This window comes from Kitasatospora sp. NPDC087314 (genome assembly GCF_044744365.1).
Classification (GTDB): Bacteria; Actinomycetota; Actinomycetes; order Streptomycetales; family Streptomycetaceae; genus Kitasatospora.
Map to the genome: position 1 here is coordinate 1 of NZ_JBIUYE010000033.1, position 21259 is coordinate 21259.

The window sequence follows — 21259 nt, forward strand, 5'->3', positions numbered from 1 at the left end:
GCCCCCCCCCGCCCCGGCGGGCGCCCCCCCCCGCCCCCCCCCCCCCCCCGCCCCCCCCCCGGCCGCCCCCCCCCCCCCCCCGGGGGGGGGGGGGGGCCCCCGGGCCCCCCCCCCCCCCCGACGGCGGGTTCGTGGGCCGTGGGTCAGTGCACGGTCACGGTGAACACGGGAGAGGCGGTGTTGCCGCTGACGATGCGCAGCTCGTTCAGGCCCTTGAGGCCGAGCTTCACGCCGAGCGAGTAGGAACCGTTGCGGGCGGTGGTCACGGAGGCCGGCAGGGCGACCCACGTGCCGTGCTGCTTCTGCTGCAGGGTCACCTTGCTGCCCGCCGCGAGGCCGGTGGTCGTGCCGGTGACCCGGAACAGCTGCCAGGCCCGGACGGACGTGACCGACGGCTTGGCGGTGATGCCGGCCTGCGCGGCGGCCTGCTGCGAGGTGGCGGAGGTGGGGACGGCGGCGGGGGTGGCGGCCATGGCGGTGCCCGCCAGCCCGAGGGAGAGCACGCTGAGGGTGGTCACGGCGGCCAGGCGCAGGGAGTTCCGCTTGGAGACGATCACGGGTGCACCCCTTTCAAGGGGAGGTGGTTGCTCGGCCCGCAGGCACGGTCGGTGCGATCCGGGCTCGGTCATCCGTAGGGACGCCCAGCGCCACGCATCGGGTCGTGCGCGGATCGTCACCGCCTTGTAACAGTCGGCGACGCCCCGGGATCGGGCCGGACCGGCCGCCCACCGGTCGACCGCGCCACGGCCCGGAAACGGCTCCACGTGCGCCGGTGCCGCAACCGGGGCCCGCGGGGTGCACCGGAGGTCACATTCCACCCGGTTCGGTCAATATTTACTTTTCCGGAATCCGTCTGCATAGTGGCGCCTCGAAATACCGGCGGGTCGAACCGAGAGGGCCTTTTCTTGTCCCAGATCAACGATGTTGCCGCACGCGAGGTGGAGCTTGAGCGGGCTCAGGTCTCCGCCATAGGCGAGCTGTTCGACGAGCGGCTGGCCGAGGCTCGGGAGCAGCTGGCGCTCGTGCTCGCGTCGCCGTCCGACGGCGGGGGCGAGGTGTACGAGCGGGAGGTGGCGGCCGGCCGGCTGACGGGAGAGATCCGTCGGCTGGAGGGGGCCGAGAACGGGTTGGTCTTCGGCCGGATCGACCTGGCCGACGGGACCGTCCTGCGGGTCGGGCGGCTGGGGCTGCACAGGGATGCGGACGAGCTGCCGGTGCTGGTGGATTGGCGCGCCGGGGCCGCACGGCCCTTCTACGAGGCGACCCCGGTTCATCCCATGGGGCTGCGCCGGCGCCGCCATCTGCGTCTGGCCGGCCGCACGGTGCTGGGGGTGAGCGATGAGCTGCTCGACGGCTCCGCACCCACCCGTCAGGACGTGGTCGGCGACGGTCCGTTGACGGCGGCGCTCCAGGAGCGACGTACGGGGCGGATGGGAACGGCGGTTGCCACGCTGCAGGCCGAGCAGGACGCGATCGTCCGGTCCTCGCACCGCGGGGTGACGGTGGTGCAGGGTGGTCCGGGCACCGGAAAGACGGTGGTGGCGCTGCACCGCGCCGCGTACGTGCTGTACGCGTTCCCGAAGGCGGCCGAGCGCGGCGTGCTCGTCCTGGGGCCGAACGCGCGGTTCCTCGACTACATCGGCCAGGTCCTGCCCTCGCTCGGGGAGAACGACGTCGTCCTGGCGACGTGCGAGGAACTGGCCGGTGTCGTCCCGGGCGCGGCGGAGCCCTTCGACGTGGCGTGCCTGAAGGGGAGTTCCGCACTGGCCGACGCACTGGCCGCCGTGGTCCGCTCGCGGCAGGCCCCGGGCGGCGAGTTCGACGTCCGGGTCGGGCAGGAGTGGATCCGTCTGCAGGACGGGGAGGTCGCACAGGCGCGGGAGTCGGCACGGACCAGTGGTCTCGCGCACAACCGGGCGCGTCGGCTGTTCAAGGAGCTGTTGGTCGACGCCCTCGTCCGGGAGCTCGCCCGCAGTGGTGCCGAGGCGCTCGAACGCATCGACGCCGAGGTGACGCAACTGACCGGCCTCGACCTCGACCGGATGGCGGCGGCGGACCTGCGCCGCCTCGGTGTTGACGACGCGCCCGCCACCGGTGCCGACGAGTTCGACGCCGACGCCGTGCGTGCCGAGCTCCTGGACGACGCCTTGCTCGACCGGGCCGTCGAAGGCCTGTGGCCGCGGCTCACGCCCGGCGACGTGGTCGGCGCCCTGCTGACGGACGGCGACGCGCCGGACGCGTACCTGCGGCAGTTCACCGACGACCAGCGGGCCCTGCTGCGGCGAACGCCCGGTGCGCCCTGGACGGACGCCGATGTGGCGCTTCTCGACGAGGCGGCGAGCCTGGTCGACGGCCCGCCCGCGCACGTCTTCGGGCACGTCGTCGTCGACGAGGCACAGGAGCTCACCGCCATGCAGTGGCGGATGATCGCGCGCCGTTGCCCGGGCAGGTCGATGACGCTCGTCGGAGACTTCGCCCAGGCGGGCCCGGCGACGGTGGCCAGGGACTGGCAGGAGGCCCTCGGCCCGCACCTCGGGCGGCGCTTCGACCTGCGCACCCTGACCGTCAGCTACCGGACCACCCAGGAGATCCTCGCCGTCACCGGGGACCTGCTCGCCCGGATCACCCCTGACCGGCCGCCGATCCGGTCGATCCGGCGCGGCGAGGTGCCTCGCGCCCTTGCCGCAACCCCGGAATCGCTCGTCACCGCCCTCGTGCGGGAGCTGCGGGAGCAGGGCGCCGCGTACCCGGGCGAGTTGACCGGGGTGATCTGCGCCGATGACCGGACGGAGCAGCTCGCGGCTGCGGGGATCGAGCGGCACGCCCGGCTGGTGCCGGCCTCCCAGGCGCGCGGCCTGGAGTTCGACGCCGCCGTGGTGGTCGACCCGGACGGGATCACCGCCGCCCGCCCCGGGGGCGAGCGCGACCTGTACGTCGCCCTCACCCGGGCCACCAAGCGACTGTGCACGATCACCGTCCCGCCCGCCGTGCCGATCACGGGTCGGGGCTGACGCGGATGCCGTGAAGCTGCTTCCGGGGGCGCGGAGAGCCTGGTGGTCCCGCCCCGGGGAGTGACCAGGTCGACTTCCTCCCCCGACCAAAACCGGGGGTATCCATGGAGGTCCATGATGAGCACATGCAGATCGTGTCGTTCCCCGAGGAAGCCACTCCGTTCGAGCTGCGGGTGCAGGTGCTGGAGCTCCAGGAGCAGGCGTGGCCGTCTCCCCCCAGGTCGGTCGCCCCTCCCGACGCTCCGACCCACGACCCCGCCCTGCGGCCGCTGTCGATGCTGCTCGTGGCCGACGGGGTGGTGCTGGCCGCGCTGGACATCCTGTCCAAGGAGATCGTGCACGCGGGCGCTCGCCTCGCCGCCGGCGGGCTCAGCGCGGTGGTCACCCGGCGGGAGGCTCGTGGCCGCGGGCACGGCCGGCACCTGGTGGCGGCGGCCCGGGAGGAGATGATCGCGCGGAGGCTGGACGTGGGGCTGTTCACCTGTGACAGCCCGCTGCAGGCGTTCTACGGCAGTACGGGCTGGCGGGTCCTTCCCGGCACCGTGCTGATCGGCGGAACGCCGCAGGATCCGTTCCCCAGTGACCAGCCCGGCTTCGACAAGGTCACCATGGCCGGCTTCTTCTCGCCCGAGGGGCGGCGGGCCGAGGCGTCGTTCCGGGACAGCCGCGTCGAGCTCTATCCCGGAGAGATCGACAGGCTCTGGTGACGTTCGGCGACCGGCCTCGTCGGGGACGTCGTCGGGCCGCTACTCGGCCAGGTGGCCACCGTCGACCTGCTCGGGCGGGCGGCGCGAGCCGACGCAGGGTCAGTTCGGCCGGTAGTAGGCGTCGATGGGGATGCGGGCCTCGTCGAAGAGGGCCGGGCCGTCCTGCACCACCGTCGGCCAGTCGCCCGACTGCGGGTTGAGTTCGACGAGTTGCTCGGTGGAGAGCGCGTGGACGACCCGGCCGAGCCCGGAGCGGACGATGGCGCCGGCGCACATGGTGCACGGCTGGCAGCTGGTGTACATGGTGGTGCGGGCCGCCGTGTCCGGGTCGAGTTCGCGGGCCGCCCAGCGGGCCAGCTTCAGTTCCGGGTGGGCCGTGATGTCGTTGCCGCGCCGCACGGTGTTGTGCGCCTCGGCGAGGATCGTGCCGTCCGGGCCGGCCAGCAGGGAGCCGTACGGTGCGTCGCCCAGGGCGACGGCGGCGGCCGCGATGCCGATCGCGCGGCGCAGGAGCGTCTCGTCGGCGGAGGTGATCACGATGCGGTCCTCCAGTGGGTGGCCACCTCGGTGAGCGCCCGCCAGGCCGCGTGGGGCCGCCGGGCTTCCTCCGGATCGCCGTGGTAGGCGTCGAGTACGACGGTGTCGGCCCCGAGCAGGCGCAGCTGGTCGAGATCGTCGAGGACCTGCTCGATGGTGCCGACGCCGGCGATCCGGTCGGGGTCGTCGACCGGGGTCTCGGTCAGCCGCAGGGCGATGCGGGGCGCGAACGCCGGCAGCGAGTGGTCCGTCAGGATCGTGCGCATCCGGGCCAGGGAGAGCCGCAGTGGATGCCAGGCGTCCCCGTACCCGGCGGCACGTCGAAGCGCCGCCGCACTGTGGCCGCCGACCCAGACGGGGATCGGAGCGGCTCCGTCCTCGGGCTCCGCGCGCCAGGCGTCCCGCAGGGCGGCCAGGCATTCGTCGGACAGCCGACCGCGCGCGGCGAACGGCACGCCGAGCGCGGCGAATTCCTGCCGCGCCCAGCCGACGCCGACCCCGAGCACGAGTCGGCCGCCGCTGAGCCGGTTGAGGTTGGTGGCCATCCGTGCCACCAACAGGGGGTGCCGGTACGGGAGGATCAGCACGGTCGTGCCCAGCCGCACCCCGGTGGTGACGCCGGCCAGCCAGGACAGCGTGGTGAACGGCTCGTAGAACGGTTCCGGGTACCGTTCGGCCACGTCCGGGGTGACGGCCACGTGATCCGACACCATGAGGAGGTCGTAGCCGAGCCCCTCCGTGATCCGTGCCCAGTCGCGCAGCACGCCCGGATCGGTACCGGGTCCAAAGTTCGGTACGTTGACGCCAAGTTGCATGATTCGAGGCTATCCCGGCACTCACGGCGTCTGGAACCGAATCTTCCCGGCAACAGCAGCGTTCTACCGTGGTTCTGCCGGTAGAGTCGCGATATGGCCGTGAATCTTGACGAAGTCGACTGGGCGATCATCGAGCAACTGCAGCGGGAGGCGCGCATCTCCCTCAGCGAGCTGGGGCGGCGCGTGAACCTCAGCCCGTCGGCCACCACCGAACGGGTGCGGAACCTGGAGTCGCTGGGCGTCATCACCGGCTACCACGCGGCGGTGGACCTGGCTGGGGTCGGCTATCCCGTGCTCGCCGTCGTTCGGCTGAAGTACCCGGGCAACCGCCACCAGCCGCTGCGCCGGGTGCTCGCCGAGCGGCGGGAGATCCTGGAGTGCCTGCGCACCACCGGAGACGACTGCTACACCCTGAAGGTGGCCGCGACCTCCATGGAGCATCTGGAGGCGCTCGTGGACGAGCTGGCCGGCTTCGGCAGCACCACCACCAGTGTCGTCTACAGCCAGACGCTGCCCTATCGCGGACCCAACCGGCCCTGACCGGCAGCCGACCCGTCGCCGCGTTCCCGCAGACCGGCGGTGGCGCGCCGTCACGGCCCAGGTGCAGCTGCGCTCCCCCGGTGGAACCGGGCCCGGGCCGCCCGCAAGGCGCGCGGCCGCCACCTCGTCGTAACCCCGCAGCGGTGCTAGAAAGGACGCATGGTCGAGCGTACGGACCGATCACGGACCGTATCGAAGACGTCACTGGCCGGCAAGGGTCTTTTCGCCAAGAGCCCTCGAAGCGTTGCCGGCCAAGTGTTCGTGCTCCAGGTCGCGGTCGTGCTGTTGCTCGTCCTCGGGGCGATCCTGGCGCTGGTCCTCGAGTCACGCTACGACAGCGAAACGGAGGCCCGCAATCGATCGGTCGCCGTCGCGGAGGCGTTCGCGCATGCCCCCGGTCTCCCCAAGGTGCTGACGTCGCCCGATCCGACGGCGGTGCTCCAGCCACTGACGGAGGCGGCGCGCCAGAAGGCCGGAGTCGACTTCATCGTGGTCATGAACACCCAAGGGATCCGGTACACGCACCCCCTGCCGGAGCAGATCGGCAAGAAGTTCGTCGGGACGATCGGCCCCTCCCTGGCCGGCCAGGTCTACACGGAGAGCGTGCACGGTCCGCTCGGCCAGGAGGTCCAGGCGACCGTGCCCGTCACCGCCCCCGGCGGAGCGGTGGTGGGCCTGGTCTCGGCCGGGCTCAAGGTCAAGAACGTCACCACGGCCGGCAACCGGCAGCTGCCCGTCATCCTGATCACCGGCGCCGCGGCACTCACGCTGGCCACCGCCGGGACCGCCCTGGTCTCCAGACGGCTGAAGCGCCAGACGCACGGCCTGGGGCCGACCGAGATGACCCGCGTGTACGAGCACCACAACGCCGTCCTGCACGCCGTACGCGAGGGCGTGGTCATCGTCTCGGCGGACGGACGGCTGCTGCTGGCGAACGACGAGGCGAAGGAGCTGCTGGGACTTCCCGCCGACGCGGAGGGCCGCAAGCTGGACGAACTCCGGGACCTCGACCCCGACACCGCGGAGCTGCTGCGGTCGGGCCGGGTGGCCACGGACGAGGTGCACCAGGCGGGCGGGCGGCTGCTCGCGGTGAACCAGCGGTCCACGGACCGTGGCGGCGCGATGGGAACGGTCGCGACGATCCGTGACTCCACGGAGCTGCTGGCGCTGTCCGGCAAGGCCGAAGTGGCCGGCAAACGCCTCGCCCTCCTCTACGAGGCGGGCGTCGGCATCGGCACCACCTTCGATGTCGTGCGCACGGCCGAGGAGCTGGCCCAGGTCGCCGTTCCCGGCTTCGCGGACTTCGTCACCGTCGACCTCGCCGATCCGGTCCTGCTGGGAGACGAGCCGACCGGCTCCAAGTCCGATCTGCGCCGCGCGGCCGTCCACGGAATACGCGAGGACCATCCCTTCTACCCACCGGGCATGCTGGTCAGCTTCCTCCCCTCCACCCCCCAGGCCCGGGGCTTCGACACCGGCCGGTCACAGGTGGTGCCCGACCTGTCCGTCGACCGCGGTTGGCTGGCCCAGGACCCGGAACGGACCCGGCAGATCGTCGAGTACGGCGTCCGCTCGCTCATCACCACTCCCCTGCGGGCGCGCGGCATCATCCTGGGCGTCGCCAACTTCTGGCGGTCACGCAAGCGCGAACCGTTCGACGACGAGGAGCGGTCACTGGCCGAGGAGCTCGTCGCGAGGGCCTCGGTCAGCATCGACAACGCCCGCCGCTACACCCGCGAGCACGCCATGGCCGTGACGCTGCAGCGCAGCCTGCTGCCGCGCGCCCTGCCGGAACAGAGCGCCCTCACCGTCGCGCACCGCTACCTGCCCGCACAGTCCGGAGTGAGCGGCGACTGGTTCGACGTGATTCCGCTGCCCGGCAGCCGGGTGGCCCTCGTCGTGGGCGACGTCGTCGGCCACGGGCTGCACGCCGCGGCCACCATGGGCCGGCTGCGCACCGCCGTGCACAACTTCTCCACCCTCGACCTCCCACCGGACGAGTTGCTCGGCCACCTCGACGAGCTGGTGAACCGCATCGACCAGGAGGAGTCCGACAGTGGCGACAGCACCGCCGTCACCGGAGCCACCTGCCTGTACGCGATCTACGACCCGATCTCCCAGCTCTGCACCATCGCCCGGGCGGGACACCCCGCGCCCGCACTGGTCTGGCCCGACGGCAGCGTGGTGTTCCCGGAGCTGCCGATCGGCCCGCCCCTGGGAGCGGGCGGAATGCCGTTCGAGACGGCGCAGGTGCACCTGCCCGAAGGCACCCAGATCGTCCTGTACACCGACGGGTTGATCGAGGAGCGCACCCGGGACTTCGACGTCGGCATGGAACTCCTGCGCGGGGCGCTCTCCCAGCAGCAGCGGCAGCCCGAGGAGCACTGCCAGGCCGTGCTGGACGCCCTGCTGCCGGCCCGTCCGCAGGACGACGTGGCGCTGCTGATCGCGAAGACCCGGGTGCTCGGTCCGAACCAGGTCGCCGATCGGGAGGTGCCGTTCGATCCGGCCAGCGTCGCCGACGTGCGAGCGTGGAGCACCGCGAAGCTCGACGAGTGGGGCCTGGCCGATCTGGCGTTCAGCACGGAACTCGTCCTCAGCGAACTGGTCACCAACGCCATCCGCTACGGCCTGCCGCCCGTACGGGTGCGGCTGCTGCGCGACCGCAGCCTGATCTGCGAAGTGGCCGACGGCAGCAACACCTCCCCGCACCTGAGGTACGCGGCGACCACCGACGAGGGCGGCCGCGGGCTGTTCCTGGTGTCGCAGCTCACCGATCACTGGGGCACCAGGTACACCCCCCAGGGCAAGATCATCTGGGCGGAACAGCCGCTCCCCGGCCCGACCGGAGGTCTGGGCGGGGAGGAGGAGTCGCCCTCGGCGGCGCTCCCGGAGCCGCCTTCCCCGGCTGCGGACCACGTGGACGTGGCCGGACAGCCGCCGGCCACCACGCCTCCGGCCGGGCCGGACGACTCGCCGTTGCGGTCCTAGTCGCCCCACGCGCCGGTGGCGGCGCCTGCGGCAGCGCCGTCGGTGGCGATGGAGACGGCCCTCGTGATCGGCACAACCGATGGGCGGGTGGGTCGTTGGTGATGCCGAAGGTTCATGGCCGCCGAGGTCGGCCGGAAGGGCAGGGTCCGGGAATGTCGAGTACCGAGGCGCCGTTCGGCGGTGCGCCGGAGCTGTGCGAGTCCTACGAGGCCTGCGCGCGGGAGACACGGCGGTTCTGGCTGCCGCTGTGGACCGCGGGCGAGGTCCTGCCCGCCGCGATCCGGCCCCACCTGCGTGCCGTGCACGGCTTCGCCGTGCGGACCGATCGCATCGCCGACGAGGGGGCGCCCGCCGAGCGCGCGGGGCGGATCGCCCGCTGGCGCGCCGACACGCTGGCGGAGGTGCGGTCCGGGCGCAGTGAACACCCGTTGCGGCGGGCGTTCGTGGACACGGTACGGCGGTGGGACCTGGACCGCGCGGTGTTGGAGGAGTTCCTCGACGCGATCCAGGCCGACTGCGTCCACCCGCCGGCCTTCGACACCTTCGCGGACCAGCGGCGCTACCTGCGGGGGGTCTCGGGGACGGTCTTCGAGCTGTCGACCCCGCTGCTGGAGCCCCGCGGGCCGGAGGCCGCGCGGTTGGCGTCACTGCTGGGCGAGGCGGGCCAACTGGCGGACATCTTCGAGGACTTGCCAATCGACCTCGCGGCGGGCCGGTGCTACCTGCCGGGCTCGGACCTGCGGCGGCTGGGCCTGGACGTCGCCGACCTGCGGCGCGGCGAGCCGCGCGAGGCGCTGGACGAACTCGTGGGCGTCCAACTCGACCGCTGGCACGAGCTGTTGGAGCAGGCGGCGCCGGCGGCCGGGATGGTGGCCCCGGCGAACCAGCCCTTCCTGCACACCCTGCTGCTCGGTGCACAACTGCACTTCGACGAGGTCACGCTCCTGCGAGCGCGGGTCCTGGTCGACGGTCTGGAGCCGCTGACGCCGACCGGGAGCGCCCGGCGCCAGGCCCCGCGCGAACTCGGACCGGTGCCCGACCACGTAGCCGTGATCATGGACGGCAACCGGCGGTGGGCCGAACTGCGCGGCCTGCCGGCCTTCGAGGGACACCACGCCGGCGAGCGGGCGGCGATGCGGCTGGTCAACGCCGCTCTGCGGCTGGGCATCCGGCACCTGAGCGTCTACGCGTTCTCCACCGAGAACTGGGACCGTTCCCGGGAGGAACTGGCCGCCCTGTTCGACTCCATGGCCGACGGGATCACCAGGGGCGTCGAGTGGCTGCACGAGCTCGGCGTACGGGTGCGGTGGTGCGGGCGCCGCGACCGGATCGATCCTTCGCTGGCGGCCGCGCTGGCGGTGGTCGAGAGCATGACGTCCAACAACGACGTGCTGTCCCTGACCCTCTGCCTCGACTACGGCGGCCGGGACGAGTTGGTCACCGCGGCCCGCGCGCTGGCCGCCGAGGCGGCCGCGGGGACGCTCCGGCCCGAGGACATCGGCCCGGCCGACATCGCCCGGAACCTGTACGCGCCCGGCCTGCCGGACGTCGACCTGCTGATCCGCACCTCCGGTGAGCAGCGGATCAGCAACTTCCTGCCCTGGCAGCTCGCTTACGCCGAGTTCGCGTTCCAGCCCGTCCCCTGGCCCGACTTCGGCCTGCGCCACCTGCTGGACGCCGTCGCCGAGTACGCCGGCCGGCAGCGCCGGTTCGGCGGTGGCGTTGGCGGCGTTCCCGGCCCGGCCCGTGCGCCGGAGCCGGCCCAAGCCGAGTGAGCCCGGGGCCGGCTCGCGGTTCACCGCTCGCGGTTCACTGCTTGGGCGGGGTGTACCGGCCTTCGGCGGTCACGTGCGCCAGCACGGTGTCGGCGGTGAACGCGGCTTCGCCGAAGGCGCTCGTGAACGCCTCCAGCGCCTCGCCGCTCGGGCGCAGCGGCGCCCCGCTGAGGCGGAGCGTGAGCGGCCGTCCCGGCGGCGCCGGGTCCGCGGCGAGGGCGCCCTCGTCCAGTCCGCACCGGAAGACCGACCGCATGCCGACGTCGACCCCGTTGACCACGCAGGTCCCGAACGCCTGGCCGTCCTGCAGGGTGCCGTTCAGGCTGGTGACCTGCAACTGGACGGTCGGCGTGCGCACCGTCACCCCGCCGTCGAGGAGGCCGTTGCCCTGCGCCTGCGGAAGGTCGGCCGGCGACGGGTCGCCCGTTCCGGACCTCAGCGGGAAGCGCAGCGCCACCCCCTGGGAGTCCTTGACGAGTCGGGCGGGGGCGATGGCCTCGACCGTCGCTTCGAACCGGTCGAGCTGGGCCTGGGCCTGGGGGGTCCAGCGGATCTCGACCCAGCCGTCGGAGATCGTGCCCCACTTGTCGTCGTCGTTCGGGGTGGCACCGGCCGCCGACCCCGCGAAACGGGCCAGCAGGGGGGCGGCCAGGGCGCCGCTCAGGACAGTTCGTCGCGTCGTGCTCATGCTGCGCGTCATCCTTCCTCAGGCCGTCGCGCACGGCCCCGGGAGGATCATCCGGCGGCCCTGGCGCCCAGGCCATGAGGGAGGTCTCAAACCACCCGAAAGAGGGACGACCGACCCTGCAGGGATCCAACCCCCGCAGGGTTTTGACGCTGCGTCAGACCGTCACGGGCCGAGGGACCGCCGCCGTGAGCGCCGCCGCGATCCCGGCGACGCTCGCGACGTCGTGGGCGGCGGTGCGCGGCACCAGCAGATCGGGCCGGAGACCGATCAGGGTGTGGTCCCGGGCCAGCCGGGCCCGGCCGCCTCCGGTCACGTTGAGCAGGACGGGCGCCGCGGTGTCGATCCGCCCGGTCCGGACGGCCTCCGCGAGTGCGGCGAGCGCGACCCCGGCGGCCGGTTCGATGTCGTTCCCCTCCAGTTCGCGGAAGGTGTCCATCGCCGCCAGGGCCGACGCCCGGTCGGCGGTGAGGACCTGCCCGGCGCTCTGCGTCAGCGCCTCGCGGAGCCCGCCGCGCACGTCGTACGGCGGGCGCCGGTTGGTCAGTTCAGGCGCGAACGCCCGGGTGGTGGCGAGTCGTTCGTCCTCCTCGGACGCGCACTCCCACGGACGCTCGCCGGTCCGCCAGGCCCGGTGGACCGGGGCGTACGCGTCGTTCTGCGCCAGGATCAGCTGCGGCAGCGGGCCGGGGCGACATCGCAGCCGCAGCGCGGCCTCGTGCGCCGCGATGGCGCCGGCCCCGCTGCCGACGGCCTGGACGTAGTACGCCGGCAGCCGCCCCATCTCCTCGGCGGCGGCGAGCAGGACGGTGCCCAGGCCGTCGCGGCGGCCGACGTTCCGGGTGCCGCCCTCCGGGGCGAACCCGGGCAGCGCGGCGAGCGCGTCGCCGAGGGCGATCGCCTCGGCGTAGTCCGCCCCCTCGACGGCGATCAGGCGCACCCACGGCGAGTCCGGGGTGCGGGTGCGCAGCCGGGGCAGCGCACAGGCCGGCACCACGATGGCCACCGGCACCCGGTGGCGCGCGCAGAGTTCGGCGAACGCGGCGCCGGTGTTGCCCGCGGAGGCGACCACCAGGGTGCCGGCGTCCTCCGGGATCCGGCCGAGGACGGTGGCGGCCTCCAACTCCTTGAAGGTGCCGGTCGTCAGGTCGCCACCGCGTTCCGGCCAGTAGCCGTTGAAGGCGATCCACAACTCGTCCAGGCCGAGCGCGGCGGCCAGCCGTTCGCTGCGGTAGACCGCCGTCCGGCCGGTGCCGGCCAGGGTGCGCCGCACCGGCAGCCAGTGGCGGTAGCGGAAGACCCCGCCCGCGGTGGGGTCGGGGATGAACTCGGCGGTCCGGTAGTCGGTCCGCCAGAGCCCGGGCTCGTGCGGCCGTGTGCAGCCGAGGGTCAGGCCGTCGTCGGCCCGGTGGTGCCCGCAGGCGGAGCAGACCAGGCGGTAGTGGGGCGCAGGGGTCGGATCGCCGTGCATGGTGCGGGTTCGCTCCCGGTCTGTCGGTGCGTCGGGGTTCCCGCCGGGCGGGCCGACCTCCCGGGCCGGCGCACGTCGCGCGGGGTCGGCCCCGCGCGACGTGCGGGGCCGGCGGGTGTGCGGGCCGGGCGTGCGGGGCCGGCGGGTGTGCGGACCGGGCGTGCCCGCGCGGACCGGCCCCGCAGCGGCCGCCGGTCAGCCCATCGAGCGGATGAGGCTCGCGGGCCGCATGTCGGTCCAGGTGTTCTCCACGTGGTCCAGGCATTCCTGGCGGCCGGCCGGGCCGTACGTGGTGGTCCAGCCCGCGGGCACCTCCGCGAAGACGGGCCAGAGGGAGTGCTGGCCCTCCTCGTTGACCAGGACCAGGTAGGTGCCCTCGGTGTCCTCGAACGGGTTCGTCATCGGTGTTTCCTCTCATGGACGGCCGCCGGGGGATGCGCTGATCGACCGTCGGCAGACGGCGGCCAGCGCCTGTCGCGGCCGGTGGTTACGGCGACCGGTGCTTTCGGTGGCCGGTGCTTGCGGTTGCTCGCGGTGGCCCGGCCGGCTGCGCGCCTCACCCGCGCTCGGAACGTGCGCGGGCGGGAGGACCCGGCCTGCCCCGCCCCGGCCGTGGAGGCGGCGGAGCCCCGGGCACGGCGCACTCGCGGCTCATGAGCTTCAAGGACGGGACGGAACAGAAGATCGCCGGAATGCTAACGCAAGATGAATTCATCACTCGTCGGCATGCGACAGATCCGAGATTACGCGCTTTCGACTAAGCCTCGGTTGTCACGGACTGAAGACTGTGACTAGCCTGCAGCCCGCGACGCATCGAACGCAAGAGTATGCGATGCCGACCCCCGTCAGCAGAGTGCTGAACTCCGCACAGCCCAGAAGGACGAATGTGGTGAACGGCCGACCCGCCCCGAGCGTGGTCACGGAACTTGAACTGTCGGGCCTTCACGATTCCCTCACCGCACCGGTCAGTGAATCGATGAACTTCCTCAACGAGATCGCCCAGCGGTTCCCGGACGCGATATCCCTGGCCGCCGGAAGACCCTTCGAGGGCTTCTTCGACCCGGCCGACGTCCACCGCTATTTCGACGTCTACCGCGAGCACCTCACCACCCGGCTGGGCGGCGACGAGGCCGCCGTCCGGCAGACCCTGCTCCAGTACGGGCGCACCAAGGGCATCATCCACGAGCTGATCGCCGAGCACCTGCGGGTGGACGAGGGCATCACCGCGGACCCGCAGGCCCTGGTCGTCACGGTCGGCTGCCAGGAGGCGCTCTACCTGACGCTGCGCGCACTGCGCCGCACCGACCGGGACGTCCTGCTGGCCGTGACGCCCAGCTACGTGGGCGCGCACGGCGCCGCCCGGCTGGCCGACATGCGGGTCCTGCCGGTCCGGGAGTCGGCCGAGGGCATCGACCTGACGGACCTCTCCGCCCAGGTGGCGCGGGCCCGCGCGGCCGGTCTCAACCCCCGGGCCTGCTACGTCATCCCGGACTTCGCCAACCCGAGCGGGCTCAGACTGAGCCTGGAAGCCCGCCGACGGCTGCTGGAGATCGCCGCCGAGGAGGACCTCCTGATCCTGGAGGACAACCCGTACGGCCTGTTCGGGGATCCGGACGGCCCACCGACCGTCAAAGCCCTGGACACCACCGCCCGGGTCGTCTACCTGGGATCCTTCGCGAAGACCGGCCTGCCCGGCGCCCGGGTCGGCTACGTGCTCGCGGACCAGCGGGTGGCCGGCACGGACGGCACCCTGGCCGACCAGCTGGCCAAGATCAAGAGCATGCTGACGGTCAACACCTCGCCGATCGCCCAGGCCGTCATCGGCGGCAAGCTGCTGGCGCACCAGGGCAGCCTGCGGGCGGCCAACGTGCGGGAGACCGCGCACTACCGGGCGAACCTCGCGCACGTCCTGTCCGGCCTGGAACGACGCTTCGGCCGCGCCGCCGGCGCCTCCGCCGACGGCGCGGGCGGCCACCCCTCGGGCGTCTCCTGGAACGTCCCCGCGGGCGGGTTCTTCCTGCTGCTCACCGTCCCCTTCCCGGCCGGCGACGAGCTGCTGGAGGTCAGCGCCGGGAAGTTCCGGGTGCTCTGGACCCCGGTGCACCACTTCTACGCCGACGCGCAGCCCCGCAACGTCATGCGGCTCTCCTTCAGCCACCTCCGGCCGGAGGAAATCGAAGAAGGCCTGAACCGGCTCGCGGACTTCATCCGTTACTGCCGTCGGGATTGACGGATCCACGACGGAATGAACCGCCCCGCGCGTTCCGTACGTTACCTCCAGAGGGCGGTCCACAAGGCGAACAGAAACGGGGAGACCGTGACACCCATCGACCTTTGCGCGCCAATACCGCGAAACAGGCCGAGTTACCGGGACCGGATGTACCGATGACGACCACCGCGACCGATCCGGCCCGGATCATCGGAGTCGGTACCGCCGTTCCGGCGAATTCCTATTCCCAGCAGGAAATCCTGGACATCTTCGCCGTCCGGGATCCCCGGGTGCGATCCCTCTTTCTCAACAGCGCGATCGAGCGCCGCTATCTGACCCTGCCGCCCGAGGGGCCCGACGGCTCCCGGGTCATGGAGGTCCAGGGCGAACTGCTCGCCAAGCACAAGGCGCAGGCCGTGGACATGGGCGTCCGCGCCGTCCAGGCGTGCCTCAAGGAGGCCGGTGCGGACCTCGCCGACATCGGCTACGTCTGCTGCGTCACCACCACCGGCTTCCTCACCCCGGGCCTGAGCGCACTGGTCATCCGCGAACTCGGCATCGACCCGCACACCAGCCGGCTGGACGTGGTCGGAATGGGCTGCAACGCCGGACTCAACGCGCTCAACGCCGTCAACGGCTGGGCACGCGCCAACCCCGGTCGGCTGGCGCTGATGGTCTGCGCCGAGGCGTGCTCCGCCGCCTACGTCTTCGACGGCACCATGCGGACCTCCGTGGTGAACAGCCTGTTCGGGGACGGCTCGGCCGCCGTCGCCCTGGTCGCCGGCGAGACGGCCGGGGTCGGGGCCCAGGACGGTGCGGGGGTTCCCGGAGGAGCCGACGCTCCCGGCGAGGCGCCCGCCGCCGAAGGCCCGCAACTCCTGAAGTTCTCCAGCTACATCATCACCGACGCGATCGACGCGATGCGCTACGACTGGGACGACGAGCAGGAGCGGTTCAGCTTCTTCCTCGACCCGCACGTGCCCTACGTGGTCGGTGCCCACGCCGAACTCGTCGTCGACCGGCTGCTCGACGGCACCGGCCTGCGCCGCAGCGACATCGACCACTGGCTGGTGCACTCCGGCGGCAAGAAGGTCATCGACGCCGTCGGCGTCAACCTGGGCCTGACCCGGCACGACCTCCGGCACACCACCAGCGTGCTGCGGGACTACGGCAACCTCTCCAGCGGCTCGTTCCTCTTCTCCTACCAGCGGCTGCTGGAGGAGCAGGTGGCGCAGCCCGGCGACCACGGCGTGCTGATGACCATGGGCCCGGGATCCACCATCGAGACGGCGCTGGCCCGCTGGTAGCCGTCCGCACCGAGCAGGAAGACCACACCACCATGACCCACACCCCCGAGCCGCTGCTCATCGACGGCGGCCGACCGCTCTCCCCCGAGACCGTGCAGGCCCTCAACGCGCTCTGCGACCAGGCCGAGGACGCCGGCGGCCACGCCCCGGTGGTCCTGCGGGTCTCCGGCGCGCCCACCGCCCCGACGGCCACCCCGCCGCTGACCCTGGTCAACAAGTGGGAGCGCGCGCTGCGCCGCCTGGAGCGCCTGGAGCGGCCGACCGTCGCCCTGGTCGGCGGCGACACCGGCGGCGACTGCGGCGGCACCGCCGTGGAGGCGCTGCTCGCCACCGACTACCGCATCGCCCACCCGGCCACCCGGCTGCTGCCGCCCGCCGGCCCGGACGGCGTCTGGCCCGGCATGGCCCTGCACCGGCTCGCCAACCAGGCCGGTGCCGCCGCGACCCGCCAGGTCGTCCTGTTCGGCACCGCCGTCCCGACCTGGCAGGCGCTGACCACGCACCTGTTGGACGAGCTCGCCGACGACCCGGCGGCCGCCCTGGCCAACGCCGCCGACCTGCTCGCCGGGGCCGGCCCCGGACTGTCGATCCGCCGCCAGCTGATGCTCGACGCCACCACCACCGGCCACGAGGAGGCCCTGGGCCGGCACCTGGCGGCCTGCGACCGGGTGCTGCGCCGGGCCGCCGCCGAGGCCGTCGACCCGGTTCCCGTCGAGGCCGTAGTATGACTGCCGCCCCTGCGTCGGTCGGCAACGCGCGCACCGGCGATAGCGTCGCCACCGACGGCACCGACGGCACCGACGGCGGCAGCCTCGCCGCGGATCGCCGCGCCCTGGCCGACGCCGCCGACCGGGCCGAGAACGCGCTGGCCGCCCTGCCCGTGCCCGCCGAGCGCACCCCCGCCCAGCACGCGCTCGCCACCGACGCCAAGAACGCCGTCCGCACCGTGCGCGCCCGGTTCCTGCGGCTGCACGGTGAGACCGTCTACCGGCAGCTGACCGACGGTCACACTCTGGACCTGCGGCTGCCCGAGCTCGTCGCCGGCGCCACCGAAAGCTGGCCCGGACTGCTCCCCGGCGCCGAGTCGATGGCGGCCGAACAGGGCAGGCTCCAGGCCGAGAAGGAGGGCCTGGAGATCGACCAGGGCCTCTTCCTGCGCGAGCTGCTCCGCTCGCCCTGCTCCGGCCGGCACCTGATCGACGCGATGGCGCTGCCCACGGCCCGCGCCCTCGACCTGCTGCCCGAGTTCCGCCGCACCGGCACCCTCGACCTCGGCTCCGTCCGGCTGGAGCGGCGCGACGGCGCCGCCCACCTCACCATGTGCCGCACCGACTGCCTCAACGCCGAGAACAACCAGCAGGTCGAGGACATGGAGACCGCCGTCGACCTCGCCCTGCTGGACCCGGAGGTCCGGGTCGGCCTGCTGCGCGGCGGCGAGATGACCCACCCCCGCTACCGGGGCCGCCGGGTCTTCAGCGCCGGCATCGATCTCAAGAGCCTGCACACCGGCCGGATCTCGCTGGTCGACTTCCTGCTCCGGCGCGAACTCGGCTATCTCAACAAGATCTTCCGGGGGCTCCGGGTCGAGCACTCCGGCGCCTGGCACACGCCCGTGATCGAGAAGCCGTGGGTGGCGGCCGTCGACACCTTCGCCATCGGCGGCGGCGCCCAGCTGCTGATGATCTTCGACCGGGTGGTCGCCGCGTCCGACTCCTACGTCAGCCTGCCGGCCGCCCAGGAGGGCATCGTGCCCGGCGCCGGCAACCTGCGGCTCGGCCGGCTGGCCGGCGGCCGGGTCTCGCGGCAGGTGGTGCTCTGGGGCCGCCGGATCCACGCCACCGAGCCCGACGCCCGACTGCTGCTCGACGAGGTCGTCGAACCGGATCTGATGGACCGCGCCGTGGCCGAATCCCTCGAACGGCTCGACAGCCCCGCCGTGGTCACCAACCGCCGGATGCTCAACCTCGCGGAGGAGCCGCCGGAGCAGTTCCGGCAGTACATGGCCGAGTTCGCCATGCAGCAGGCCCTGCGCCTCTACAGCCAGGACGTGATCGGCAAGGTCGGCCGCTTCTCGGCGGCCGCCACCACTGCCGCTGCTGCTGCCGTCTGACCGTCCGCCACCGGCCGGCCACCGCCGCCCGGACGGTGGTCGACGGACCCACGTCGAACCCACGTACCCCCAGAAGAGCCGGAGAGCCGATGGAGCTGGCAGACCTCACCCGGATCCGCTACGAGAAGCACGGCCGCGTCGCCCGTGTGACGCTCGACCGACCCGACCGCCTGAACGCGATGGACCTCCGCACGCACGAGGAACTCGCCCTGGTCTGGGACGACTTCGAGCAGGACGACGAGCTCTGGCTCGCCGTGCTCACCGGCGCCGGGGAGCGCGCCTTCTCCGCCGGCCAGGACCTCAAGGAGCTCGCCGCCCGGATCGCCGACGGCAGCAACACCCCCGCCACCTTCGGCAGCCGCGGCAAACCCGGCTGGCCCCGACTCACCGAGCGGTTCGAGCTGGCCAAGCCCGTGATCGCCCGGGTCAACGGCCACGCCTTCGGCGGCGGCTTCGAGCTGGCACTCGCCTGCGACATCGTCGTCGCCGCCGACACCGCCACGTTCGCCCTCCCCGAGGCCAGGCTCGGCCTGATCGCCGGGGCCGGCGGCGTCTTCCGGCTCACCCGGCAGGCCCCCTACCGGGCCGCCCTCGGCCACCTGATCACCGGTCGCCCGATGACCGCCGCCCGGGCCCACGAACTCGGCCTGGTCAACGAGGTGGTGCCGGCCGCCGAACTGGACGCCTGCGTGGACGCCTGGGTCACGGACATCCTCGGCTGCGCCCCGCTCGCGGTCCGCGCGATCAAGGAGGCGGCCGCCGCGGCCGCGACCATGCCCTTGGAGCAGGCGTTCCGGACCCGCTTCCCGTGGGAGGAGCGCCGCATGCACAGCGAGGACGCGGACGAGGGCCCCCGTGCCTTCGTCGAGAAGCGGCCCCCGCGCTGGCAGGGCCGGTAGGCCGGCCGGGGTCATCTCGTTCGTCGAGACTTAACGTCGAATTCACCTGACGAGCACCCGTGGTGACGATCGGTCAGGCAGCGTCTCGACGGCGGATCGTGATCAACGACAGCCGGGCCCGTCCTCGCCCCCGGCCCGCTCCGTCCCCGCTGTGCACCACCCCTCGCCGCACCACCTTTCACCCGTGGAACCTCCACCCGCACCACCCCCTCCACCCGCACCACCCCCTTCGGCCCGCGCGCGGCCGAGGTCGATCGGTCGACGCCGCCCTGTCGCAGCGGCCCCTGGTAAACGAACCGGAGCAATGAAGATGTCGGACACCCAGACCGCCTCCTGGCCGCTGATGGCCGGACAGTCCGGCATGTGGTTCGCCCAGCACCTGGACCCCTCGAACCCGGCCTACCAGATCGCCGAGTGCCTGGAGATCCACGGCCCGGTCGACACCGAGCTGTTCCAGGCCGCACTGCGCCGGCTCGTCGCCGAGACGGAGATGCTGCGCCTGCGCTTCACCCGGAGCGGCGGCGAGGTGCGCCAGGTCGTCACCCCGGTACCCGACTCCCCCGTCCAGGTACGGGACGTCGGCGCCGAGCCCGACCCGTGGGCCGCCGTCCAGGACTGGATGCGGGTGGACCTCGCCCAGCCGGTCGACCTGGAACGCGGACCGGCCTACGAGATGGCGCTCTTCCCGGCCGGCGACCGGTTCTTCTGGTACCAGCGCGGCCACCACGCGGCCGGCGACGCCTACACCGGCGCCCTCCTCGCCGCCCGCGTCGCCGAGATCTACACCGCCCTGGTCGAGGGGCGCCCCGCCGGCGACCCACTACCGCCCTACCAGAAGCTGCTGGAGGAGGAGGCGGCCTACCGCACCTCCGAACAGTTCGCCACCGACCGCCGGTACTGGACGGAACAGTTCGCCGACCACCCGGAGGCCGTCAGCCTCGGCGGACGGTTCGCCCCCGCCGCCCACGCCTGCATCCGCCACATCGAGGACCTCGCGCCCGCGACGGCCGACCGGCTGCGCACCGCCGCCCGTCGGCTCCGGACCAGCCTGCCCGTCCTCATCATGGCCGCGACCGCCCTCTACACCCACCGGCTCACCGGGGCCGAGGACCTCGTCCTCGGCCTCCCCGTGGCCGGCCGCAGCACCGCGCTCCAGCGCAGCACCCCCGGCATGCTCGCCAACGTCCTGCCGATCCGCCTCACCGTCCGCCCCGGCACCTCGCTCGCCGACCTCACCCGCCAGGCCAGCAGCACCATGCGCCAGGCCCTGCGCCACCAGCGCTACCGCTACGAGGACCTCCAGCGCGACCTCAACCTGGTCGGCGCCGGCGACGCCCGCCTGTTCGGCACGCTCGTCAACGTGATGGCCTTCGACTACGACCTGCGCTTCGCCGGGCACCCCACCACCGCGCACAGCCTCACCAACGGCTCCGTCGACGACCTGTCGTTCGTGGTCTACGACCGGGGGGCCGACCAGGGCATGCAGCTCGTCGTCAACGCGAACCCCGGCGTATACGACCCGGCCGACGCCGTTGACCACGCCCGGCGGCTCGCCCGCCTGCTGGAGACGCTGGCGGACTTCGACGAGCCGGCCCTCCCGCTCGCCCGGGTCGATCTGCTCGGCCCGGCCGAGCGGGAGCGGGTGTTGGAGGGGTGGAACGACACGGCGGCCGAGGTCCCGGCAGGCACCCTGCCCGACCTGTTCGAGGCCCGCGTGGCGCAGACGCCGGACGCGGTGGCAGTGGTCTTCGAGGACGAGTCACTCACGTACGCGGAGCTGAACGCGCGGGCCAACCAGGTCGCGCACCTGCTCACCGAGCAGGGTGTCGGCCCCGAGACGGTGGTACCCGTCCTGATGGAACGCTCCATCGAGATGGTCATCGCACTCCTCGGCATCCTCAAGACGGGCGGCGCCTACCTGCCCGTCGACCCCGACTACCCCGCCGAGCGCATCGACTACCTGCTCAACCAGACCGACTCACCCGTGACGGTCACCGAGACCCTGGTCGACAAGGCCCGCGACCACGACTCGACAGATCTGCCACACCCGGGGCTCTCGCCCGACCACCCCGCCTACGTCATCTTCACCTCCGGCTCCACCGGCCGCCCCAAGGGCGTCGTCGTCCCCCACGCCGGAATCGTCAACCGCCTCACCTGGATGCAACACGCCTACGGCCTCACCCCCGAAGACCGGGTCCTGCA

Annotated in this window: 17 protein-coding genes; 11 read left to right on the forward strand and 6 right to left on the reverse strand. The window is 73.0% G+C overall.

Annotated elements, in window-relative coordinates:
* Positions 1–143: 143 nt before the first annotated feature.
* Positions 144–557, reverse strand: a complete 414-nt coding sequence (locus tag ACIO5E_RS39225) for a hypothetical protein (RefSeq protein WP_400677406.1) — start codon at positions 555–557, stop codon at positions 144–146.
* A gap of 348 nt (positions 558–905) precedes the next feature.
* On the opposite strand from ACIO5E_RS39225, the gene ACIO5E_RS39230 reads away from it, so the two are divergent.
* Together ACIO5E_RS39230 and ACIO5E_RS39235 are read left to right on the forward strand one after the other, a co-directional pair.
* The gene (locus tag ACIO5E_RS39230; protein WP_400677408.1) at positions 906–3011 is read left to right on the forward strand and encodes a HelD family protein; all 2106 of its coding nucleotides are present in this window, start codon (positions 906–908) and stop codon (positions 3009–3011) included.
* Positions 3012–3136: 125 nt separating this feature from the next.
* Positions 3137–3718 carry a GNAT family N-acetyltransferase gene (locus ACIO5E_RS39235; RefSeq protein WP_400677411.1) on the forward strand — a complete coding sequence of 194 codons (582 nt, stop codon included), beginning with the start codon at positions 3137–3139 and terminating at the stop codon, positions 3716–3718.
* A 99-nt stretch (positions 3719–3817) separates the two neighbouring features.
* On the opposite strand, the gene ACIO5E_RS39240 is transcribed toward ACIO5E_RS39235, so the two are convergent.
* Positions 3818–4255, reverse strand: coding sequence for a nucleoside deaminase (locus ACIO5E_RS39240; RefSeq protein ID WP_400677413.1), 438 nt, complete (start codon positions 4253–4255; stop codon positions 3818–3820).
* Positions 4252–5070 (reverse strand): TIGR03619 family F420-dependent LLM class oxidoreductase, encoded by an 819-nt coding sequence (locus ACIO5E_RS39245; protein WP_400677416.1) that lies wholly within the window; start codon positions 5068–5070, stop codon positions 4252–4254. The genes ACIO5E_RS39240 and ACIO5E_RS39245 overlap by 4 nt, the downstream gene beginning before the upstream one ends.
* A gap of 93 nt (positions 5071–5163) precedes the next feature.
* Here ACIO5E_RS39245 and ACIO5E_RS39250 point away from each other — a divergent pair, with 93 nt between their 5' ends.
* From ACIO5E_RS39250 to uppS, 3 genes are all read left to right on the forward strand, one after another.
* Complete coding sequence (locus ACIO5E_RS39250) at positions 5164–5610, forward strand: Lrp/AsnC family transcriptional regulator (RefSeq protein WP_400677417.1); 447 nt, start codon at positions 5164–5166, stop codon at positions 5608–5610.
* A 159-nt stretch (positions 5611–5769) separates the two neighbouring features.
* Positions 5770–8601: a SpoIIE family protein phosphatase gene (locus tag ACIO5E_RS39255; RefSeq protein ID WP_400677419.1), complete on the forward strand. Its 2832-nt coding sequence runs from the start codon at positions 5770–5772 to the stop codon at positions 8599–8601.
* A gap of 152 nt (positions 8602–8753) precedes the next feature.
* Positions 8754–10376: a polyprenyl diphosphate synthase gene (gene uppS, locus ACIO5E_RS39260; protein ID WP_400677421.1), complete on the forward strand. Its 1623-nt coding sequence runs from the start codon at positions 8754–8756 to the stop codon at positions 10374–10376.
* Between the two features lie 34 nt (positions 10377–10410).
* Here uppS and ACIO5E_RS39265 read toward each other — a convergent pair whose 3' ends face one another.
* The 3 genes from ACIO5E_RS39265 to ACIO5E_RS39275 all read right to left on the reverse strand — a co-directional run bounded on the left by ACIO5E_RS39265 (position 10411) and on the right by ACIO5E_RS39275 (position 12934).
* On the reverse strand, positions 10411–11064 hold the full coding sequence (locus ACIO5E_RS39265; protein ID WP_400677423.1) for a hypothetical protein: 654 nt from the start codon (positions 11062–11064) through the stop codon (positions 10411–10413).
* A gap of 154 nt (positions 11065–11218) precedes the next feature.
* Positions 11219–12532: a cysteate synthase gene (locus ACIO5E_RS39270; RefSeq protein ID WP_400677427.1), complete on the reverse strand. Its 1314-nt coding sequence runs from the start codon at positions 12530–12532 to the stop codon at positions 11219–11221.
* Between the two features lie 195 nt (positions 12533–12727).
* Positions 12728–12934: an MbtH family protein gene (locus ACIO5E_RS39275; protein ID WP_280683162.1), complete on the reverse strand. Its 207-nt coding sequence runs from the start codon at positions 12932–12934 to the stop codon at positions 12728–12730.
* A 574-nt stretch (positions 12935–13508) separates the two neighbouring features.
* On the opposite strand from ACIO5E_RS39275, the gene ACIO5E_RS39280 reads away from it, so the two are divergent.
* The 6 genes from ACIO5E_RS39280 to ACIO5E_RS39305 all read left to right on the forward strand — a co-directional run.
* Positions 13509–14762 carry a PLP-dependent aminotransferase family protein gene (locus ACIO5E_RS39280; RefSeq protein WP_400677430.1) on the forward strand — a complete coding sequence of 418 codons (1254 nt, stop codon included), beginning with the start codon at positions 13509–13511 and terminating at the stop codon, positions 14760–14762.
* A gap of 155 nt (positions 14763–14917) precedes the next feature.
* Positions 14918–16048 carry a 3,5-dihydroxyphenylacetyl-CoA synthase DpgA gene (dpgA, locus tag ACIO5E_RS39285; protein WP_400677433.1) on the forward strand — a complete coding sequence of 377 codons (1131 nt, stop codon included), beginning with the start codon at positions 14918–14920 and terminating at the stop codon, positions 16046–16048.
* Positions 16049–16080: 32 nt separating this feature from the next.
* Positions 16081–16776 (forward strand): enoyl-CoA-hydratase DpgB, encoded by a 696-nt coding sequence (dpgB, locus tag ACIO5E_RS39290; RefSeq protein ID WP_400677435.1) that lies wholly within the window; start codon positions 16081–16083, stop codon positions 16774–16776.
* Positions 16773–18158: a (3,5-dihydroxyphenyl)acetyl-CoA 1,2-dioxygenase DpgC gene (dpgC, locus tag ACIO5E_RS39295; protein ID WP_400677438.1), complete on the forward strand. Its 1386-nt coding sequence runs from the start codon at positions 16773–16775 to the stop codon at positions 18156–18158. Before dpgB ends, dpgC begins: the two co-directional genes overlap by 4 nt.
* Before the next feature lie 89 nt (positions 18159–18247).
* Positions 18248–19057: an enoyl-CoA-hydratase DpgD gene (gene dpgD / locus ACIO5E_RS39300; protein ID WP_400677440.1), complete on the forward strand. Its 810-nt coding sequence runs from the start codon at positions 18248–18250 to the stop codon at positions 19055–19057.
* A 310-nt stretch (positions 19058–19367) separates the two neighbouring features.
* Positions 19368–21259, forward strand: a 1892-nt coding sequence (locus ACIO5E_RS39305) for a condensation domain-containing protein (protein ID WP_400677443.1), incomplete at its 3' end; no start/stop codon positions are given.

Excerpts from the sequence above, each read along its gene's own strand:
- ACIO5E_RS39235 (WP_400677411.1), top strand. The coding sequence starts at position 3,137 with ATGCAGATCGTGTCGTTCCCCGAGGAAGCCACTCCGTTCGAGCTGCGG.
- ACIO5E_RS39245 (WP_400677416.1), bottom strand. The coding sequence starts at position 5,070 with ATGCAACTTGGCGTCAACGTACCGAACTTTGGACCCGGTACCGATCCG.
- ACIO5E_RS39250 (WP_400677417.1), top strand. The coding sequence starts at position 5,164 with ATGGCCGTGAATCTTGACGAAGTCGACTGGGCGATCATCGAGCAACTG.
- ACIO5E_RS39255 (WP_400677419.1), top strand. The coding sequence starts at position 5,770 with ATGGTCGAGCGTACGGACCGATCACGGACCGTATCGAAGACGTCACTG.
- uppS (WP_400677421.1), top strand. The coding sequence starts at position 8,754 with ATGTCGAGTACCGAGGCGCCGTTCGGCGGTGCGCCGGAGCTGTGCGAG.
- ACIO5E_RS39265 (WP_400677423.1), bottom strand. The coding sequence starts at position 11,064 with ATGAGCACGACGCGACGAACTGTCCTGAGCGGCGCCCTGGCCGCCCCC.
- ACIO5E_RS39270 (WP_400677427.1), bottom strand. The coding sequence starts at position 12,532 with ATGCACGGCGATCCGACCCCTGCGCCCCACTACCGCCTGGTCTGCTCC.
- ACIO5E_RS39275 (WP_280683162.1), bottom strand. The coding sequence starts at position 12,934 with ATGACGAACCCGTTCGAGGACACCGAGGGCACCTACCTGGTCCTGGTC.
- ACIO5E_RS39280 (WP_400677430.1), top strand. The coding sequence starts at position 13,509 with ATGAACTTCCTCAACGAGATCGCCCAGCGGTTCCCGGACGCGATATCC.
- dpgA (WP_400677433.1), top strand. The coding sequence starts at position 14,918 with ATGACGACCACCGCGACCGATCCGGCCCGGATCATCGGAGTCGGTACC.
- dpgB (WP_400677435.1), top strand. The coding sequence starts at position 16,081 with ATGACCCACACCCCCGAGCCGCTGCTCATCGACGGCGGCCGACCGCTC.
- dpgC (WP_400677438.1), top strand. The coding sequence starts at position 16,773 with ATGACTGCCGCCCCTGCGTCGGTCGGCAACGCGCGCACCGGCGATAGC.
- dpgD (WP_400677440.1), top strand. The coding sequence starts at position 18,248 with ATGGAGCTGGCAGACCTCACCCGGATCCGCTACGAGAAGCACGGCCGC.